The organism is Enterobacter cloacae complex sp. ECL411 (genome assembly GCF_021869665.1).
GTDB lineage: Bacteria > Pseudomonadota > Gammaproteobacteria > Enterobacterales > Enterobacteriaceae > Enterobacter > Enterobacter intestinihominis.
In genome coordinates this window covers 56,208-72,971 of sequence record NZ_CP091486.1, presented here as the reverse complement: position 1 = coordinate 72,971, position 16,764 = coordinate 56,208, and the positions used below count along the sequence as shown (strand labels likewise).

General features: G+C 52.0%; 19 protein-coding genes. 10 read left to right on the top strand and 9 right to left on the bottom strand.

Annotation, left to right across the window (positions count from 1 at the left end):
- The first annotated feature begins 41 nt into the window (after positions 1 to 41).
- A protein-coding gene (locus L3069_RS00360) for an IS3-like element ISEc52 family transposase (RefSeq protein ID WP_085929673.1) occupies positions 42 to 1,210 on the top strand; the annotation gives its coding sequence in 2 pieces (ribosomal slippage) (positions 42 to 291 and positions 291 to 1,210; 1,170 coding nt in all).
- Here the strand turns inward: L3069_RS00360 and L3069_RS00355 are convergent.
- The 5 genes from L3069_RS00355 to L3069_RS00335 all read right to left on the bottom strand — a co-directional run bounded on the left by L3069_RS00355 (position 1,185) and on the right by L3069_RS00335 (position 4,390).
- On the bottom strand, positions 1,185 to 1,508 hold the full coding sequence (locus tag L3069_RS00355) for a hypothetical protein (protein WP_232926132.1): 324 nt from the start codon (positions 1,506 to 1,508) through the stop codon (positions 1,185 to 1,187). The two genes, L3069_RS00360 and L3069_RS00355, sit on opposite strands and share 26 nt — an antisense overlap.
- Positions 1,509 to 1,514: 6 nt before the next feature.
- A complete protein-coding gene (locus tag L3069_RS00350) occupies positions 1,515 to 2,192 on the bottom strand; it encodes a fimbria/pilus periplasmic chaperone (RefSeq protein WP_022646582.1) in 678 nt (225 codons plus the stop codon).
- A 45-nt stretch (positions 2,193 to 2,237) separates the two neighbouring features.
- A complete protein-coding gene (locus L3069_RS00345; protein ID WP_003860995.1) occupies positions 2,238 to 2,861 on the bottom strand; it encodes a common pilus major fimbrillin subunit EcpA in 624 nt (207 codons plus the stop codon).
- 227 nt (positions 2,862 to 3,088) lie between these two features.
- The gene (locus L3069_RS00340; protein ID WP_022646581.1) at positions 3,089 to 3,559 is read right to left on the bottom strand and encodes a hypothetical protein; all 471 of its coding nucleotides are present in this window, start codon (positions 3,557 to 3,559) and stop codon (positions 3,089 to 3,091) included.
- 18 nt (positions 3,560 to 3,577) lie between these two features.
- Entirely contained in the window at positions 3,578 to 4,390 is an 813-nt protein-coding gene (locus tag L3069_RS00335) for a winged helix-turn-helix domain-containing protein (protein WP_022646580.1), read from the bottom strand.
- 374 nt (positions 4,391 to 4,764) lie between these two features.
- Between L3069_RS00335 and L3069_RS00330 the strand changes: the two genes are divergently transcribed.
- Genes L3069_RS00330 through L3069_RS00315 form a run of 4 tightly spaced genes read left to right on the top strand, consistent with a single transcriptional unit; the run spans position 4,765 to position 9,682 of the window.
- The gene (locus L3069_RS00330; protein ID WP_022646579.1) at positions 4,765 to 5,349 is read left to right on the top strand and encodes a fimbrial protein; all 585 of its coding nucleotides are present in this window, start codon (positions 4,765 to 4,767) and stop codon (positions 5,347 to 5,349) included.
- Positions 5,350 to 5,401: 52 nt separating this feature from the next.
- A complete protein-coding gene (locus L3069_RS00325) occupies positions 5,402 to 6,094 on the top strand; it encodes a molecular chaperone (RefSeq protein WP_001223973.1) in 693 nt (230 codons plus the stop codon).
- A 15-nt stretch (positions 6,095 to 6,109) separates the two neighbouring features.
- Positions 6,110 to 8,602, top strand: coding sequence for a fimbria/pilus outer membrane usher protein (locus tag L3069_RS00320; protein ID WP_022646578.1), 2,493 nt, complete (start codon positions 6,110 to 6,112; stop codon positions 8,600 to 8,602).
- Between the two features lie 15 nt (positions 8,603 to 8,617).
- Entirely contained in the window at positions 8,618 to 9,682 is a 1,065-nt protein-coding gene (locus tag L3069_RS00315) for a fimbrial protein (RefSeq protein WP_022646577.1), read from the top strand.
- A 6-nt stretch (positions 9,683 to 9,688) separates the two neighbouring features.
- Here L3069_RS00315 and L3069_RS00310 read toward each other — a convergent pair whose 3' ends face one another.
- The gene (locus L3069_RS00310; RefSeq protein ID WP_038416962.1) at positions 9,689 to 10,324 is read right to left on the bottom strand and encodes a LuxR C-terminal-related transcriptional regulator; all 636 of its coding nucleotides are present in this window, start codon (positions 10,322 to 10,324) and stop codon (positions 9,689 to 9,691) included.
- Between the two features lie 569 nt (positions 10,325 to 10,893).
- Between L3069_RS00310 and L3069_RS00305 the strand changes: the two genes are divergently transcribed.
- The 3 genes from L3069_RS00305 (at position 10,894) to L3069_RS00295 (ending at position 12,364) form a co-directional block, all read left to right on the top strand.
- On the top strand, positions 10,894 to 11,514 hold the full coding sequence (locus L3069_RS00305; RefSeq protein ID WP_015570093.1) for a LuxR C-terminal-related transcriptional regulator: 621 nt from the start codon (positions 10,894 to 10,896) through the stop codon (positions 11,512 to 11,514).
- 75 nt (positions 11,515 to 11,589) lie between these two features.
- Positions 11,590 to 11,949 carry a hypothetical protein gene (locus tag L3069_RS00300; protein WP_227022511.1) on the top strand — a complete coding sequence of 120 codons (360 nt, stop codon included), beginning with the start codon at positions 11,590 to 11,592 and terminating at the stop codon, positions 11,947 to 11,949.
- Positions 11,942 to 12,364: an EAL domain-containing protein gene (locus tag L3069_RS00295; protein ID WP_333104698.1), complete on the top strand. Its 423-nt coding sequence runs from the start codon at positions 11,942 to 11,944 to the stop codon at positions 12,362 to 12,364. Before L3069_RS00300 ends, L3069_RS00295 begins: the two co-directional genes overlap by 8 nt.
- Here L3069_RS00295 and nlpA read toward each other — a convergent pair.
- Positions 12,298 to 13,098, bottom strand: a complete 801-nt coding sequence (gene nlpA / locus L3069_RS00290) for a lipoprotein NlpA (protein ID WP_038415000.1) — start codon at positions 13,096 to 13,098, stop codon at positions 12,298 to 12,300. The two genes, L3069_RS00295 and nlpA, sit on opposite strands and share 67 nt — an antisense overlap.
- A gap of 229 nt (positions 13,099 to 13,327) precedes the next feature.
- Complete coding sequence (locus tag L3069_RS00285; RefSeq protein WP_038414999.1) at positions 13,328 to 14,827, bottom strand: MDR family MFS transporter; 1,500 nt, start codon at positions 14,825 to 14,827, stop codon at positions 13,328 to 13,330.
- Positions 14,828 to 14,905: 78 nt separating this feature from the next.
- Here L3069_RS00285 and L3069_RS00280 point away from each other — a divergent pair, with 78 nt between their 5' ends.
- Positions 14,906 to 15,553, top strand: a complete 648-nt coding sequence (locus L3069_RS00280; protein ID WP_038416960.1) for a TetR/AcrR family transcriptional regulator — start codon at positions 14,906 to 14,908, stop codon at positions 15,551 to 15,553.
- On the opposite strand, the gene L3069_RS00275 is transcribed toward L3069_RS00280, so the two are convergent.
- Positions 15,550 to 15,969, bottom strand: coding sequence for a GNAT family N-acetyltransferase (locus L3069_RS00275; RefSeq protein ID WP_022646571.1), 420 nt, complete (start codon positions 15,967 to 15,969; stop codon positions 15,550 to 15,552). The genes L3069_RS00280 and L3069_RS00275 overlap by 4 nt on opposite strands.
- Positions 15,970 to 16,154: 185 nt before the next feature.
- Between L3069_RS00275 and L3069_RS00270 the strand changes: the two genes are divergently transcribed.
- Positions 16,155 to 16,724 (top strand): TetR/AcrR family transcriptional regulator, encoded by a 570-nt coding sequence (locus tag L3069_RS00270; RefSeq protein WP_038414998.1) that lies wholly within the window; start codon positions 16,155 to 16,157, stop codon positions 16,722 to 16,724.
- Positions 16,725 to 16,764 lie beyond the last annotated feature (40 nt).

The window sequence follows — 16,764 nt, the reverse complement described above, 5'->3', positions numbered from 1 at the left end:
CAGAGGTGATATGCTCACCTCAGAACAACACAGGTGTCATAATGAAAAAAAGAAATTTCAGCGCAGAGTTTAAACGCGAATCCGCTCAACTGGTCGTTGACCAGAACTACACCGTGGCAGATGCAGCCAGCGCTATGGATGTCGGCCTTTCCACAATGACGCGATGGGTGAAACAATTACGTGATGAACGGCAGGGCAAAACACCAAAAGCCTCCCCCATTACCCCGGAACAAATTGAAATCCGTGAGCTCAGGAAAAAGCTACAACGTATTGAAATGGAAAATGAAATATTAAAAAAGGCTACCGCGCTCTTGATGTCAGACTCCCTGAACAGTTCTCGATAATCGGGAAACTCAGGGCGCGTTATCCTGTGGCCACTCTCTGCCATGTGTTCGGGGTTCATCGCAGCAGCTACAAATACTGGAAAAACCGTCCTGAAAAGCCAGACGGCAGACGGGCTGTATTACGCAGTCAGGTACTTGAACTGCATGGCATCAGCCACGGCTCTGCCGGAGCAAGAAGCATCGCCACAATGGCAACCCAGAGAGGCTACCAGATGGGGCGCTGGCTTGCTGGCAGACTCATGAAAGAGCTGGGGCTGGTCAGTTGCCAGCAGCCGACTCACCGGTATAAGCGTGGCGGTCATGAGCACGTTGCTATCCCGAATCATCTTGAGCGACAGTTCGCCGTAACGGAACCAAATCAGGTGTGGTGCGGTGATGTGACCTATATCTGGACGGGTAAGCGCTGGGCGTACCTCGCCGTTGTTCTCGACCTGTTCGCAAGAAAACCAGTGGGCTGGGCCATGTCGTTCTCGCCGGACAGCAGGCTCACCATGAAAGCACTGGAAATGGCATGGGAAACCCGTGGTAAGCCCGTCGGGGTGATGTTCCACAGCGATCAAGGCAGCCATTATACGAGCAGGCAGTTCCGGCAGTTACTGTGGCGATACCGGATCAGGCAGAGTATGAGTCGGCGTGGAAACTGCTGGGATAACAGCCCAATGGAGCGCTTCTTCAGGAGTCTGAAGAACGAATGGGTGCCGGCGACGGGCTATGTAAGCTTCAGCGATGCAGCTCACGCAATAACGGACTATATCGTTGGATATTACAGCGCACTAAGACCGCACGAATATAATGGTGGGTTACCGCCAAACGAATCAGAAAACCGATACTGGAAAAACTCTAACGCGGTGGCCAGTTTTTGTTGACCACTTCAACCTGAACGTCCCTCAGCCCCAGCTTCAGATCTTTTGCAAAGAGCGTCACGTCACCGATACGAACATATTCGCTCGCCGTGCCTTCGTGGTTCCCTTGTTGTGCTGAGTGTGGACGCGTATTCACCAGATAGACGGGAATTTTGATCCCCTGCTCCAGCAGTGCATAAAGCGAGTCGGGAAAACGGTAATTAGCGATAACCACGGAGCTTGAGGCTGCATGCGCAAGCGCGGGCAGCGTGCCGGATGCGCAAGCCATCATCACCGGCAACACTAATTTATTTTTCACCATGCATCCTTACTTAACAGGTATGAACTGTTTCAGGTCCCATATTCCGAGATGAAAATGGTTATCCGTAACGTTGATATCCTCGATAGCGCGCGAGGTATCCGGCATCAGGTAGAAGTTTTTGGTACACGGCGTAGTCGGTGATTCCGGATTCGGCTTCAGGCAGGTTCCGGTCGCATTGACGCGAAAAGCGGTGTTCCCTTTATTGGTTATTTTTCCCGCCACATAGACGAAGTCGATCTTCTTATCACGGGGCTGAACCACCAGAATGGTGCTCACCACCGCGCGCGTCATCCCGGTACCGTTTTTTGGTGAACCGCTGTCCACCTCTTCGCTCACCCCTTCATCAGTGAAGGTAATGCGGTAGTAACGCTCTTTGTTATCGGCGTTCCCGTGATAGTAAAATTTGACAATATTGCTGGTACCGGCGGGCATTACCATGCGCGTGGGCGTCAGCAACAGCTCGTCCACTTTCTCCGGATTAATGACGATCCCTTCATCCATTGGGCTACTGATCCGCTGTGCGCGAACAGAAACAATACGCACGCTGTCTGCTTCGTTTTTTATTTCCTTGGCGGTGGAGTCAGCATCCGCAGGAATAATGGTGGTGACTTTTCCCACATTAATGGCCAGCGCGGAGGAAGAGATAAATAATAAAAATAAGAAGGCGGATTTGAGGTTAAACATGCTATTTCCCTAAACAGGGGCTTGCGCCCCTGGATCGATCAGGCCTTAGCCCCAGGTTGCGCGGAACGCAACAGATACGGTCCCTTCCCACAGGCTGTTGGTCAGGTCTTTGAACTCTTTCGCAGTACCCGCGTTGTCCTGAGCGGAGTCAACGTAGAAGACGAATTTGTCCTGGCCGGTAATTTCGGTATCTGCCGCCGCGCCTGCGCTGGTGGTCAGGTTCCACAGGCCAGAAGAGACGCCGGTGTTAGAAGAAGAATCAACCAGCGTGGTCCATGCGGTTGATTTCGCCCCCACGGTGCCACCAATAGAGCCCAGGTCGTTACCGCCCCAACGCGCACCCACTTTCAGCTTGGTCGCTTCACCGCCCACGCTGAACAGCGTGTTGTTTGAATCGTCGAGGATAGCTTCGAGTTTGAAGCTGGTCGCCGTAGAGTGATCGCCACGGATAGCCACATCAAACAGACCGGTATCGGTGTTGAAAGATTTGGTATTGGCGCTGTAAACGAAGTTCAAAGCACGCGTTGGCGTAACAACCAGGTCGGATTCGCTGTCTTTGGTCGCGGTTGCCTGCCAGGTGGCAGAAGCCGTCGTTTCTGCTGCATTAACTGCGCTCAGGGCAGAAACAGACAACAGGGAGCCCAGAACGATAGCGTTCAGTTTGTTCATTTATTTAGTCCTTCAAAAAAGAATCCACGTGTATAAAAAGGGGAGCCCCTTTTTCGAGGCGGAGTATAGACAGCCGCAAAATAACGAGGCAATACAGAAAAATTCACTCGCCGGAGAATAACAATAAAAATATAAATAAATTTCTCGTATCTTATTGTTACGTATTGAGTAAATCACTCAATTTCCCGAGCAATAGATAAATATCGATTTTTCAGTAAAGAGAAATATCAGGACGTCGGAACAGCCACACACATCATTACAGGCAAAACCAGCCCCTTAATTAACCAGGCGTGCGGTTTAACGCGGGTAATATAGAAGAAGTTGATATTATCAAGTAACATTTCGTTTACAACGCCATCCGGTGCCGCATCATCTTCAGATTTATTCAGCTTTTTATCCTTAATATAAAAGATATTGCTTCCGTCGACTTTTTCCACGCTGAGCGTGTAATTTCTGTCAATCAGGTAGCTTTTGCCCTCTTTCTTGAGTACGCCTTTATGAATAACCGTCACAACATCTTTGTTGTTAAACAGGAAAAGCGTGGTTAGCGACATATCGGTTAACTCACCCGTGGAATAGGTTTTCCAGGAAATGGTATCTGACTGGCAGCCAAACCCCTCATCCTGCGTTCTGGTAAAATAGATCCACAACAACGCGATGGCAGACAGCGCCAGTACGATACTGAACAGTACACTCATTTTAGTCCTTGACATATTTTAACTCCCGGTCAGGCTTCTGTAAGAAATGCAGTTCTTATAATCGTCGATACTGTCCTGCTGATAACAGATGGCCAGGAAATAATTTTCTATCTGCGACTTTTTAAACCTGGAATAGTAAGCATCTGCAACCTGGTGTTGACAGTCGATATGTTGACTGGCAATGACCTCTTTTACGTGATTAAAGTAGTGCTGTCGCGGCTGATACATATTCTTATCGATCAGGTATACCGTACACCGGTCCACTTTACCGAGCAGATGCATATCAGAATCTTTCAGGCTCTCGGCATAGGAATCCCTTTGGTGCAACAGTAAAACAGCGGTGCCGATAACGGTAATCAGTAATAACGTGCAAAGAGAAATAAAGAGTCTGTGCAGCGATATTAATTGTTTAGGCGGATCGGCATCTTTCTTATGCGCTAGCGTATCGAATGCTTCAGAGGCAGATTGTTCACTAAGCGTTGAAACAACCGGCGGCCTGACCGTGTGATGTTCAATATGCGCGGCAAGGCTAAATCCCTTGCCACGTATCGTTTTTATCAGTAAAGGATCGCATCCTAAAGTACGAAATGCTTTTCTGATTTCACTTATGGCAACATTCAGACTCACCGAAGAACCAGAGAAACCATGATCCTCCCAGACCTTCTTTATCAGGTCGTCTCTGTCGAGAGTTTTACCATTATTGATGATAAGTTCATAAAGCAGACGACCCGCCTGGTTAGATAACTTAATGGATGACTCTTCCTCTCCATTAATCATGATCATACCGGTGTCGACTTCATAAAGCATTGTAAGATCAATGAGATACTTCATATTATTATTACGCCATTGTTAAAATTATGTGCATTTGCCAGGCAATAATAAGTCTAAAGTTTGTGTGGTCAAGTCGCGTGATATTAATTGAGAGATGAATTCATAAAGCTTCATTAATTAACAATTATTAAATCATTAATAAAAATATTCGAACTAACGCATTTAGGTTAAAACATTAAAAAAAACTAACTCGCAAGATTATAATCTTAAACTTTAGAAGTTGTTGGAATAATGTTTTGTTATGTACTTTTTTAGTGCAACATAATATCGTCAAAGCATTCTCCCGAGTCGCCATGCGTCTAGCCGGTACATCAGGGACATGTGTAGCCGATTAACATTCATTTTAAATAACACAAATCTTCATGGAGTTTATCATGTTCAAATCGATCATGACCGTATCACTGCTGGCCGCCGCTATTGCTTCTACCAGTGCAGTTGCCGCAGACAATTCAGCGGGTGGTATCATTAACTTTACCGGCGCTATTACCGATACAACCTGTACCATTAACGGCGGTAAAAGCGCGGACTTTACCGTTGCGCTTTCCCCTATTTCGGTAAAAGATGCAGGCACCACGGTTGGCCTGATCACTAAGAATAAAAAATCTATTGCGCTGACGTTCTCAGGTTGTTCACCAGCAGCCGGAACAACCGGTACCCCGCTGAAAGTGTATTTCTCCAGCGCGGATAATATTTCCACTGACGGTAAATACCTGCTGAATAACAGCGTGAACGAAAGCGATGCCAGTGTGGCACGTAATGTCGGTTTTGCGTTAGTGGAGCCAGGTTCGTCTACGCCAATTACCCTGAACCAGCCTTACACTACGGATATTATGGGTACAGCGACCGCGCCAGATTCCGAGACGCTGACGCTGGATGTTTATTACTATAAAACGAACGCCGCTGCCGCCACCGTGGGCGAGTTAAGCTCCAACGTAACGTATACCATTTCCTACCTGTAATAATGATTATTCAGGCTCTGTTTTCGCAGAGCCTGTATTTAAGGTTGCAATCATGCGCAAGGCAATTTTGCTGGCAGGCTTACTGCTAAGCACCGGTCACTCATGGGCCAATATTGTCATTAATGGCACCCGTGTCCTTTATCCTGAAAATAACAAAGAGGTGATCGTCCAGTTAATGAATACGGGCGATGCGCCCGCTCTGGTGCAATCCTGGATAGATGACGGTGATATTAATTCCACGCCGGAAACAGCCAATGTGCCGTTTCTGCTGTCGCCGCCGGTGATAAAAGTTAACGAACATAATGGCCAACAGCTTCGTATTAAAAAGCTGCCGTCCAGCTTGCCTGCGGATCGCGAATCCGTCTTTTTCCTGAATGTCCTCGACATTCCGCCCAGACCTGAAAATCTGCAAAATCAGAATACCGTTCAGCTGGCGATTAAATCCCGTATCAAACTTTTTTACCGGCCCGCTGCGCTGAAAGGCACGCTGGATGACGCGGTGGCGAAACTGACGCTCGCCGCCGAAGGCGATCGCTTTCGCATTACAAATAACAGTCCGTTCCATATTACGGTCGCCAATATTTCGCTGGGTAAAACGAAATTGCTCCAGGAGTCCCCGATGGTTTCCCCGTTTGGGCAGCTGACGGTCGCCGCAAAAAATACGGTTAAGCGCGGACAAACCTTCCAGCTGATGTATGTGGACGATCTTGGCGCGTATAAAACCCGGACTTTCACCAGTCAGTGATCGGAAAGACTCACCATGAAAATGAAACAAAACAGACTCTGTCTGCTGGCAGTCTGCACGCTTCTGCTTTCGCATAAATCAGGGGCCGTCTCGTTTGATCCCTCCCTGCTTGCTGGCGCATCCGGTGAGTCCGATCTGTCTCGCTTTTCCGAAAACAACGCCATGCCTGCCGGCAGTCAGGAGATGGATATCTACGTAAACGGCAGCTGGAAGGGACGTTATACCGTCATCTACGGCGAGCAGCGTGACGACATCCGCCTTGCCTGGAAAGATGCCCGGTCGCTTGGCATCAACACCACGTCCGTGCCTGCGCCCGCCATTGCGCACGGGCAGGTGCAGCTGCGCGATCTGGTTCAGGGCGGTGAAGTCAAAACCGATACCAGCACCCTGAGTCTGGCGCTTACCGTTCCGCAGGCGGCTGTGCTGCGTACTGAAGAAGGTTACATTGCCCCCCAGTTTTGGGACGAGGGGATCCCGGCGCTGATGCTCTCGTGGAACACGACCTGGTATAACACCCGTGCAAAAGGCGCTGCGAAAGACACAAATGATGATTTTTATGCCGGGCTGGATTCCGGCGCCAACCTGTTCGGCTGGCAGTTTCGCGACAGCAGCGCCTGGCGGAAAACGGCCAGCGGAGAGAGTAGCTGGCAGAATAATACCCGCTACCTGCGCCGTCCCCTGGCCTCGCTGAAATCCAACCTGACGCTGGGTGACTTTTATATTCCTGGCGATCTGTTTGATTCCCTGCGCGTGCGCGGCGTGTCGCTGGCGTCGGACATGAAGATGCGCCCAAATTCACAGCAGGGTTTTTCACCGGTGGTTCACGGCGTGGCACGGACGAACGCCCTGGTGAAAGTTATCCAGAATGGCAACGTGATCTATCAGGAGAACGTACCGCCGGGCCAGTTTACCCTCGACAGCATTCAGCCTACCGGCTCTGCGGGCGATTTGCTGGTGGTGGTGCGTGAAGCGGACGGTTCACAGCAGTCCTTCACGGTGCCGTTTTCCGCCGTGCCCGGGATGCTAAAAGAAGGGGTGAGTCAGTACAGCGTGGTGGCGGGTAAAGTGCACCAGAACACGCTCGATGCCGAACCCGCATTCATGCAGGCCACGCTGCGCTACGGGTTTAATAACCTCATCACCGGGTATACCGGGACGATTATTAGCGATAACTACCAGGCCGGGCTTGTCGGTACCGGGTGGAACCTTCCGTTTGGCGCGGTCTCGTTTGATGTCACCCACGCCAAAACCACCCTACAGGATCGCACCAGCAGCGGTCAGAGTTATCGCGTGTCGTACAGCAAATTTATCGATACCACCGCCACCAACTTCACCCTGGCGGCCTATCGCTATTCCACTAAAGGCTATTACAGCTTCAGCGACGCGCTCTATTCGCGCGAAGGGTATCAGCGCCTGAGAGCGCAGTACGACGACTATGAAGATCGGTTTGGCGTTGCGCCCGACATGTCGCTAAGCACCTGGGATGCCCTGCGCGCGGCGCAGCCCAAGAATACCTTTACGCTTAACCTTAATCAGCGCCTGCTCAATAACTGGGGCACGGTATTTGTCTCCGGCACACAGCGCGATTACTGGAACTCACAGCAAACCACGCGCGAATACCAGATGGGCTATTCCAACGCCATCGGCCGCGCCAGCTATACCCTGTCGGCCAGCCGGGTACGGAACAGGGACAGTGAAGAAGAGACGCGCCTTTACCTCTCCCTCAGCCTGCCGTTCTCGCTGTTTGATAATAATGCCTGGATCACCTCCAGCCTGACGGCCAGCGATTCGCATTACGAGCAGAGCAATATCAGCATGAGCGGGAACGCGCTGGCGTCGAACCGCCTGAGCTACACCCTCTCCGGCAGTAATGCGCGGGGGGGTAAAAATGCGGCAAGCGTTAACGCCGCGTACCGTTCGAACTTCGCGACACTCGGTGGCTCTTACAGCGAATCCTCCGACTACCGCCAGACCGGGCTCAGCGGACGGGGAAGCCTGGTGGCCTACCCGTGGCACGTTCTCGCCTCAAACGAAACCGGCACAACCATGACTATCGTCGATGCGCCAAAAGCGGAGGGACTGATGGTGAACGGCGATGAAAGCATTATGACGAACCGCGATGGCGTGGCGCTGGTGCCTTACGCCACCCCGTATCGCAAAAACGCCATTACGTTATCGCAAACGGAAAACAGCGCTGGCGCGGAGGTGATCGGCAACATGGCTAACGTGGCCCCTTACGACGGGGCGGTGAGCTACATCCGCTTCGAAACCGACAAACGCGAGTCATGGGTACTTCATGCGACGCGTGCCGACGGCAAACCGCTGCCCTTTGGTACCGAAGTGCTGGATGAACACGGTGAATCTGTCGGGTATGTCGGCCAGGCCAGCGTACTGTATATCCGCGCTGAACAGCCGCCACGCGCGCTCAACGTGCATCTCCGGGGCGGGAAGTGCGAAATCTCCGCCCCAGCCTGGGGGCTGAACAGCCCCTCATCGGTTTGCCATTAATTACGGATTATCAAAATGTTACGATCATTCATATTCCTGCTCCTCTCCAGTATTAGTGGGATGAGCTATGCCACCTGCTCCGGCAGCAGCATCGTTTATGGCACACCGATTACCATTGATTTATCGGATAAGCTGAGCCCGGCCACGCCCACATGGACCGGCAGCTTCAGCACCCAGTACAGCGGCTCATTCAACTGTACGACAGGTAACAGTGAATTTTCTTACACGCCGATCCTCTCGACCGACAGCAAATACGCGACCATCCTCGGGTTCAGCAATAACAAGTATATGGTGCGGGCGGAGATCACCAATCCCCCGGCCAATAAAACCCTGACTGCCAGCGGTAGCCATACGGCGTCTGAGCTGAACACACCGTTTACGGTTCGCTTCACCCTCGTTAACCAGAGCGGCACTACCCTGACGGGGGATACGGCGAACATGAGCGACGTTCTGTTCGTCAGCGACATGAGTGGGTTATCCTTCTGGGAAATCATCACCTGGCCAATCAATCAGGTCATCAAGATAGCGCAGTGGTTATTCAGCGGGTTCAAGTGGCCTTACGACAACCGCGATATGTTTGGTCAGCCGATGATCATCAAATACGCGCCAAAACTGACTACCTGTTCCTTTGATAATGCGGGGCTGACCGTAGCGCTGCCGACGCTCGGCATTCCCCAGCTCAGTGCATCCTCACAGCCGGGGCTGACGCCTTTTTCACTGAACATGAGCTGTCAGAACGTCGGGGTTAACGGCAATTCCGATCGGGCAATTGAGATGTTTCTGTCCAGCACGCAGTTGCTCTCAACAGACAGCTCGGTGCTGATCGACAGCAGCAGTAGCGCGGCGCAGGGCGTGGGGCTACGCCTGATAAAACGTGACGCCCCGCAAACGCCGGTGACCTTCTCTACCTCAACCACCAGCCGTGGCAACGCCACGATGATTTTCAGCGTGGCGGCTGGCGCGGCGCTGGACGAACATTTCACCCTTCCGATGGCGGCGTACTATTATGTGTGGGCGCCCGCCCAGGTGAGCCAGGGTAAGATCAATACATCGGCTACGCTGAATATTATCTATCCCTGATGTGAGCTATTTCTCCATCTTTCCAACCGCTTGCACATACTTAATCAGTTCGCTGTGGTTGGAAAGATTCAGCTTTTTCATCGCATTGTGCTTCTGCGTCGCAATGGTACTGACCGAACGGTTTCGATGACGGGCAATCTCCGTCGTTGAAAATCCTTCCACGATAAGATGGAGCACCTCCCACTCTCTGGCCGAGAGGATGGAGCGCGCCCGGGAACCGGACCGCATTACCCGCCTGAGCCACGAAGAGATCGACGGTGTTTGCCCGTCCGCCATGAGCAACGCGGGTAATTCCTTTTTCAGTTCAGTCAATTCATCCTGCTGACTGATGGTTAATTCAAATTTCATCTCCAGAACTTTTTTTAACAGCCCGTAAGGCAGCTCGGGCACCAACAGAACACGCCTGACGTGATGGGTTTTACATAAAGATGTAAAACGGCTGCTGACCTCCGCACTCCACTCTTTATGATTAAGCAGATAATTAAATTCAGTGAAGAAAACATCCACGTTATTATCCGCGACCGCCGCCAGCGCCTGTTCAGTGGAATCGACCTGAGTAATGTTCAATACGTAATCGGGTAAAAGATCATGGAGCGTCCGGAATATTATCTCTTTAAATATATTTATTTTGTAAAACACCATTACCCTTACGATACGTTCAGTATTATTCATGTCTTTTCTAAATTCTCGTGACCGGAGGAAAATGATAATAGTTTATGTACTCATCACTCACAACCTCTTCACGCCAGGATTTTATCCTTCTCAGGCTTAAAAATCTGAACAAGGACATTAAATTTATAGAAAAAATTCTATTTTATTCTGCACGCCGTTTCCTCTTGCAGATAAAGCCTTGTCGATAACCCTGCCGCGATCACAATTTCTCTTTCAGGAATAGCAGTAAGCCACTGAAAAAACGGTGGATAAACCCCATCAATCAACCTTCTGATGCTTATTAATCGCCCATTCACAGAATAAAAATCTGGCATGAATATTATTAGAAGATTAAAACAATTGCATATACCATTAAAACCATTTTTCAATTTTATCTTCCTCTAATAATTGGCATCAGCTTTACTCGACGGTTTGTATTGGCTTACATTGATGCCATCGCATCGCGTTATTTAAAAAGTGCTCGCCATTCTTTTAATAAGAGAGTGCGAACCGCCATTTTCTCTTATATGGACTGTTTACTCAGCGAAAGGAGAATGCCAATGCAAAATAAAAAAACAATTCACGTTGCCGTTGTTGACAGCTGCGAATTCACGATGATTGGCCTGCAATCGCTCGGAAAGCGTGAGCCTGATGAAAAACACGACGTTATTTTCCATGGGTTTACCCATATCGAAGAACTTGCTATGAGTGAACAACTCTTTGATATCATCATTTATGATCCGTTGAATACGCGTCATTTCCGGGTGACGACGAATGACGACATTCTCTGTATTAAACAGAAACAAGTGACGGCGAAGATCTATATCTATTCGTTATCCGCCGGCTATTTGAAATTCAAACATGTTGATGGAGTAATCAGCAAAAGAGTCTCCCTGGGGGATATCAAAGCGCTGTGGCAAATACTGATGAGCCAGACGCCGCAAGAGTCTGGTCGTTACAACGTAGGCATGACTACCCGCTTACGCACCCCGGCGAGGCTGTCCAGCGAGGAGGCCAGCGTATTGCGCGGCTATTCCTGTAATCTCAAAACCAAGCAAATCGCCCGTCAGCTGGGGTGTAACGTCAGGCTGGTTTACTTTTATAAAAACAACGCCATGAACAAGCTTAAGGCCGTGCGTGGCCCCTCGTTTTACCAGAGCATTCGCTGGATCCTGAATTAAGAATTTGACCGTGTGTCGTTTGCCTTTTGTTCCCGTGTCCGCGGGAACCTTTTTTCATTTCCTGAAGGCTGTTCCATGTATACCGTTCTTCCCTCTCCCCTGTTGCAACGTATCTCAGGGCTGCGATTCCAGCCGCTTGTCGATCTTCATTCGGGCCAGATGTTCGCGCATGAAGTTCTCGTGGAGATCCATAACGTCAATCTGGAGATATTATTTGCTTCTCTGCCTTCGCGCAGCGCGCTGCAAATCTTCTTCTGGCAGGCCAACACCCTGTTACAGATACCCGCCCGGGACGCTTACTGGCTAAACCTTCCGGCAGAGCACCTTCTCGACGAACGCGCTATCCGGTTGTTGCTGGCGTTACGCCATCAGCAGCGGTTAACGATTGAAATTCAGGATCCTCACACCATCACACGGCTGAGTAAGGCTGAGTAAGGCTGAGCAACATCGTCTTCATGCCACGCTTGTTCGGTTAAAAGAGGCGGGATGGCAAATCTGGCTGGACGATTTAACCCGGGAGTTGGCTGAGGCGTTCGCGCGGCTTGCGCTGCCGCTGGATGGGGTAAAAATTGACCGCTCAGCGCTGCGCGAGCGCGCGCCGCTTGCCCCGTTTGTGCAGGAGGTCAGGGCAGGTATCGCGCAATCAATTCTTATCGAAGGCATCGAGAATTCGCGGGATCTGGCGCGCGCCCGCACGTCTGGCGCACAGTCTGACCAGGGTTTTCTGTGGCCCGAAAGCCGCACCGATGCCAGCGTACGCTGTGAGGGCCAGCTTACCGTGGCCTACCAGCCCGGCACCGCACCGCCGTTAAAAATGGTCTCTGCCGCTTTCGCCACTTCCGGCGACTGATAGGACTGGATAAATTCCTTCACGTTTTCGGCGTCTTTGTTGTCTTCTCGCGTGACCACTATATTCACGTAAGGCGAGTTTTTGTCCTCAATAAAGACGCTGTCATGTACCGGAGACAGCCCCGTTTGCTGAAGATAGGTGGTACTGATGATGGCCACATCCACTTTCGGATCGTCCAGCACGCGCGGCAGCTGCGCCCCTTCCAGCTCCATAATCTGTACGTTTTTCGGGTTCGCGGTAATATCCAGCGCCGTTGGCAGCAGGCCAACATCTGGTTTAAGGGTAATCAGCTTCTCTTTTTGCAGCAGCAACAGCGCGCGGCCGAGGTTGGTGGGATCGTTTGGAATCGCAATGGTTGCGCCATCCTTCAGCTCAGACACCGATTTAATCTTTCGGGAGTAACCCGCCATCGGGAAGACGAAGGTATTGGCCACGGCGACCAGCGTGTAATTGTGCGCCTTGTTATCTTGTGCAAGGAACGGGCGATGCTGGAAGACGTTGGCGTCCAGTTCGCCCTGGTTGGTGGCATCGTTGGGTAGCAGCGAGCCGCTAAAGCCCACCAGCTCAACATCCAGACCGTATTTCTCCTTTGCCACCTTTTTGGCGACTTCCGCCACGTCCTGCTCAGCGCCATTAATCACGCCGACTTTAATGTGTTTGGCATCATTGCCGCCTTGATCACAGCCCGCGAGCAGCAGGCCAGTCAGGAGAAGCGCACCCAATCGAAGTTTCACGAGACAGTTCCTTTTGATAGACGTTTTGAAGACTATATCGACAACGAGACGGCAGGCTAAAAAACGAAAAGGAATCAGTAAGACGGTTAAGTTATATGCGGCCTGTTGCCGGGTGGCGCTGCGCTTACCCGGCCTACGTAACGGGCGAAGTGTAGGCCCGGTAAGCGTAGCGCCACCGGGCGATGGGCATCAGGCTACGGTAGTCCAGGCGCAAGCAGAACCGCTAACCTCACGCCTGCCGACGCAGCGGCGCTTCGCGCAAAAACCACGACAGCACAAACGCCAGCACCATAATCCCCGCCGCCAGCATGAACACCGCATGGATCGCCGAGCCGAACGCATCCAGATAGTCCAGACGCAGGGCATCAGGCAGATGGTGTATGGCAACGGGATTAAGTTCGCGCGGCAGTTCCGCCCCTTCCGGCAGCCTGTCGGTCAGCCCTGATTGCAGAATATGGGTGAACACCGCGCCAAACAGCGCAACGCCAATCGCCCCGCCAATGGAACGGAACAGCGTCACCCCAGAGGTCGCTACGCCGTATTGATCGGCTGACACGCTGTTCTGCACCGCCAGCACCAGCACCTGCATCACCAGTCCCAGCCCCATGCCCAGCACGCCGGTAAACAGGTACAGCTGCCAGGTTGGGGAGGTGATTGAAATGCGCGTCAGTAACACCATCCCCACCACGCCGAGCAGCGTGCCGAGGATCGGGAACAGACGATATTTCCCGGTACGGCTGATGATGCGCCCGCTGATAATGGAGGTGAGCAACAGTCCCCCCATCAGGGGGATCAGCTGCAAACCGGCCTGCGTCGGCGTGGCGTCTTTTACCACCTGTAAATAGAGCGGCAGGAAAGTGACGGAGCCAAACAGCGACATGCCGATAATAAAACCGATCAGGCTACAGAGCAGGAAGCTGCGGTCGCGGAAGAGCGACAGCGGGATAATCGGCTCCCACGCCAGCCGCTCTTCGTAGATAAACCCGGCGATCCCCGTCAGGCCGAAGGCCAGAATGCACCACAGCTGCGGGTCGCTCCATTGGCGGATCGTCCCGCCCTCGGTGGTAAACAGAATGATGCACAGCAGCGCCATGCTGAGGTAAATCGCTCCCAGGTAATCAATCTCATGCTTGCTGCGCCGCGCGCTACCGTGGAAAACCGCCCCAATCACCAGCAGCGCAAACAGCCCCAGCGGCAGGTTGATGTAGAAAATCCAGCGCCAGGATGCATGCTGAACGATAAACCCGCCGATCAGCGGGCCTATCACCGTCGCCAGGCCAAACACGCCGCCAAACAGCCCCTGATAGCGACCCCGATCGGCAGGCGGGATCACGTCCGCCACGGCGGCCATGCTGATCACCATCAGGCCGCCGCCCCCCAGCCCTTGCAGGGCGCGCATCAGCACCAGCTGGGTCATGTTCTGCGCCAGGCCACACAGCGCAGAGCCCACCAGGAAAAGCACTATTGCGATTTGCAGGACGATTTTACGGCCAAACAGATCGCCGAATTTGCCATACAGCGGCACCACGATGGTCGAACTGAGGATATAGGCTGTCACCACCCAGGAGAGCTTATCCAGCCCGCCCAGCTCGCCGACGATGGTCGGCAGCGCGGTGGAGACAATGGTCTGATCCAGCGCCGAGAGCAGCATCACCAGCAGGAGTGCGCTGAACAGCAGCTTAATCGACGGTGCGTTTTTCGCAGGTTGAGTCATTACGTCAGACTCCATAAAAGATCGCTTGAAATTAATTAATCGAATAATTAATATTCAGGTAAGTTATGGATAAGATCAAGAGACAGCGTGACCGTGCCAGCACTAAAAGACAATTCTGAACCCCGCCGTCCCGGACGTCCGCGCGGCGGCAAGCGCGTTACCGCCAGCCGCGAACAGCTGCTGGACATCGCCCTGAACCTCTTCTCCCGCCAGGGGATCGCCAATACGTCGTTGAACGCTATTGCCCGCGAAGCCGGCGTGACGCCCGCCATGCTGCACTACTACTTCGACTCCAGAGAACAGTTACTGGATGCGATGATTGAGGAGCGCTTCCTGCCGTTACGCGAGCGGATCGGGGCGATTTTCGCCGACAACCGGGATTCGCCGGTGGATGCCCTGACGGAAATGGTCAGGGTGCTGGCCGAACTGGCGGAAAAGTATCGCTGGTTTGCCCCGCTGTGGATGCAGGAGGTGATCGGCGAGATGCCGGTACTGCGTACGCATTTGCAGGAGCGCTTTGGCGATGAGAAATATCACACCACGCTGGCAACCATCAAAGGCTGGCAGCAGGAAGGAAAGCTGAATCCGGCGCTGGCCCCCGAACTGCTGTTCACGACGCTGCTGAGCCTGGTGCTGGTGCCGTTCTCTCGCATGCGCAATGACGAGAGGCTTAATGCCCTCTCGCCGGAGATCGTTGTGCGCCACGTGTTAGCCGTGATCGGCAACGGGATCGGTGGTTAAAGATCCCTGGTCAGATAGTGTCTCTGCATTCCCTGATAAGGGTAATCCTGCAAGGACATCTGCACCTGATAACCCTGTTTTTCATAGAACGGACGCGCCTGGAAGCTGACCGTATCCACCAGCGCGTGACGACACCCTTTACGACGGGCCTCCTCTTCAGCCGTTTTGATCAGCTGGCTGCCGACGCCCGTTCCCCTCACCCTGTCGCTGACCCACAGAAAGTCGATATTCAGCCAGTCGCCTTTACGTACACCGATTAACCCGCCCAGCATGACGCCGTTGTCGTCCCGCACATATACGCCAATATCGCCACTAAACGTCGCCAGATCTAAATACTGCGCGTTATAGGCTCTTAGCCCCGTTAATAATTCTTCTTTTTCTTCAGCCGTGACTTTATCTGTAATGCTCAGGTGCATAAATCTCTCCTTATTTTCAGCGCAATCTGAATATCTCACAGCTTAACCTTCATAAAAACTCCTTATTTCCTCCATTGTTTAAACAAGGAAATATTCATTCAATATGTAAATAAAAAAAACCTTTCCAATAGGCTCCGAAAACGTATAATGAGAACGATCATTCTCACTTTTTACGGTAGCCGACGATGAGCACAAAGCTGGAAGCACGACAAAAACTACGGCAGGACGAAATCATCACCGCCGCGCGCCGCTGCTTTCGCGCCAGTGGATTTCACGCTGCCAGCATGTCGCAGATCGCCAGCGAAGCCAGGCTCAGCGTCGGACAAATCTATCGCTATTTCAGTAACAAAGACGCGATCATTGAAGAGATGATCCGGCGCATTATCGACTCACGTATTGAGGAGATGCAGGGCAAAACCCTGGTTGAAGGGATGCCGCAGGCGCTTGCCTGGCGCCAGACGCTTAACGAAGATGATGATGCGCTAATGCTCGAAATGTCCGCAGAGGCCACGCGCAATCCGCTGGTGGCAAACATGCTGATCGAAGCCGAAGCCCGCATGTTCGCCAACGCCTGTGAGCACCTGAAAAAGCAGTTCCCCCACCTGAGCGATGAGCATATTCGCTGCTGCGTGGAGATTACCGCCGTGATGATCGAAGGCACGATTTACCGTCGACTCACGCCTTTAAAAGTACCGTCAGAACAATTAGAGCCCATATACCAGAATATTTTAAATATGCTTTTCTCTGCGAAGTAATCGCATGTGAATAATTAGCGGAAATAAGTAATTTCCCTTT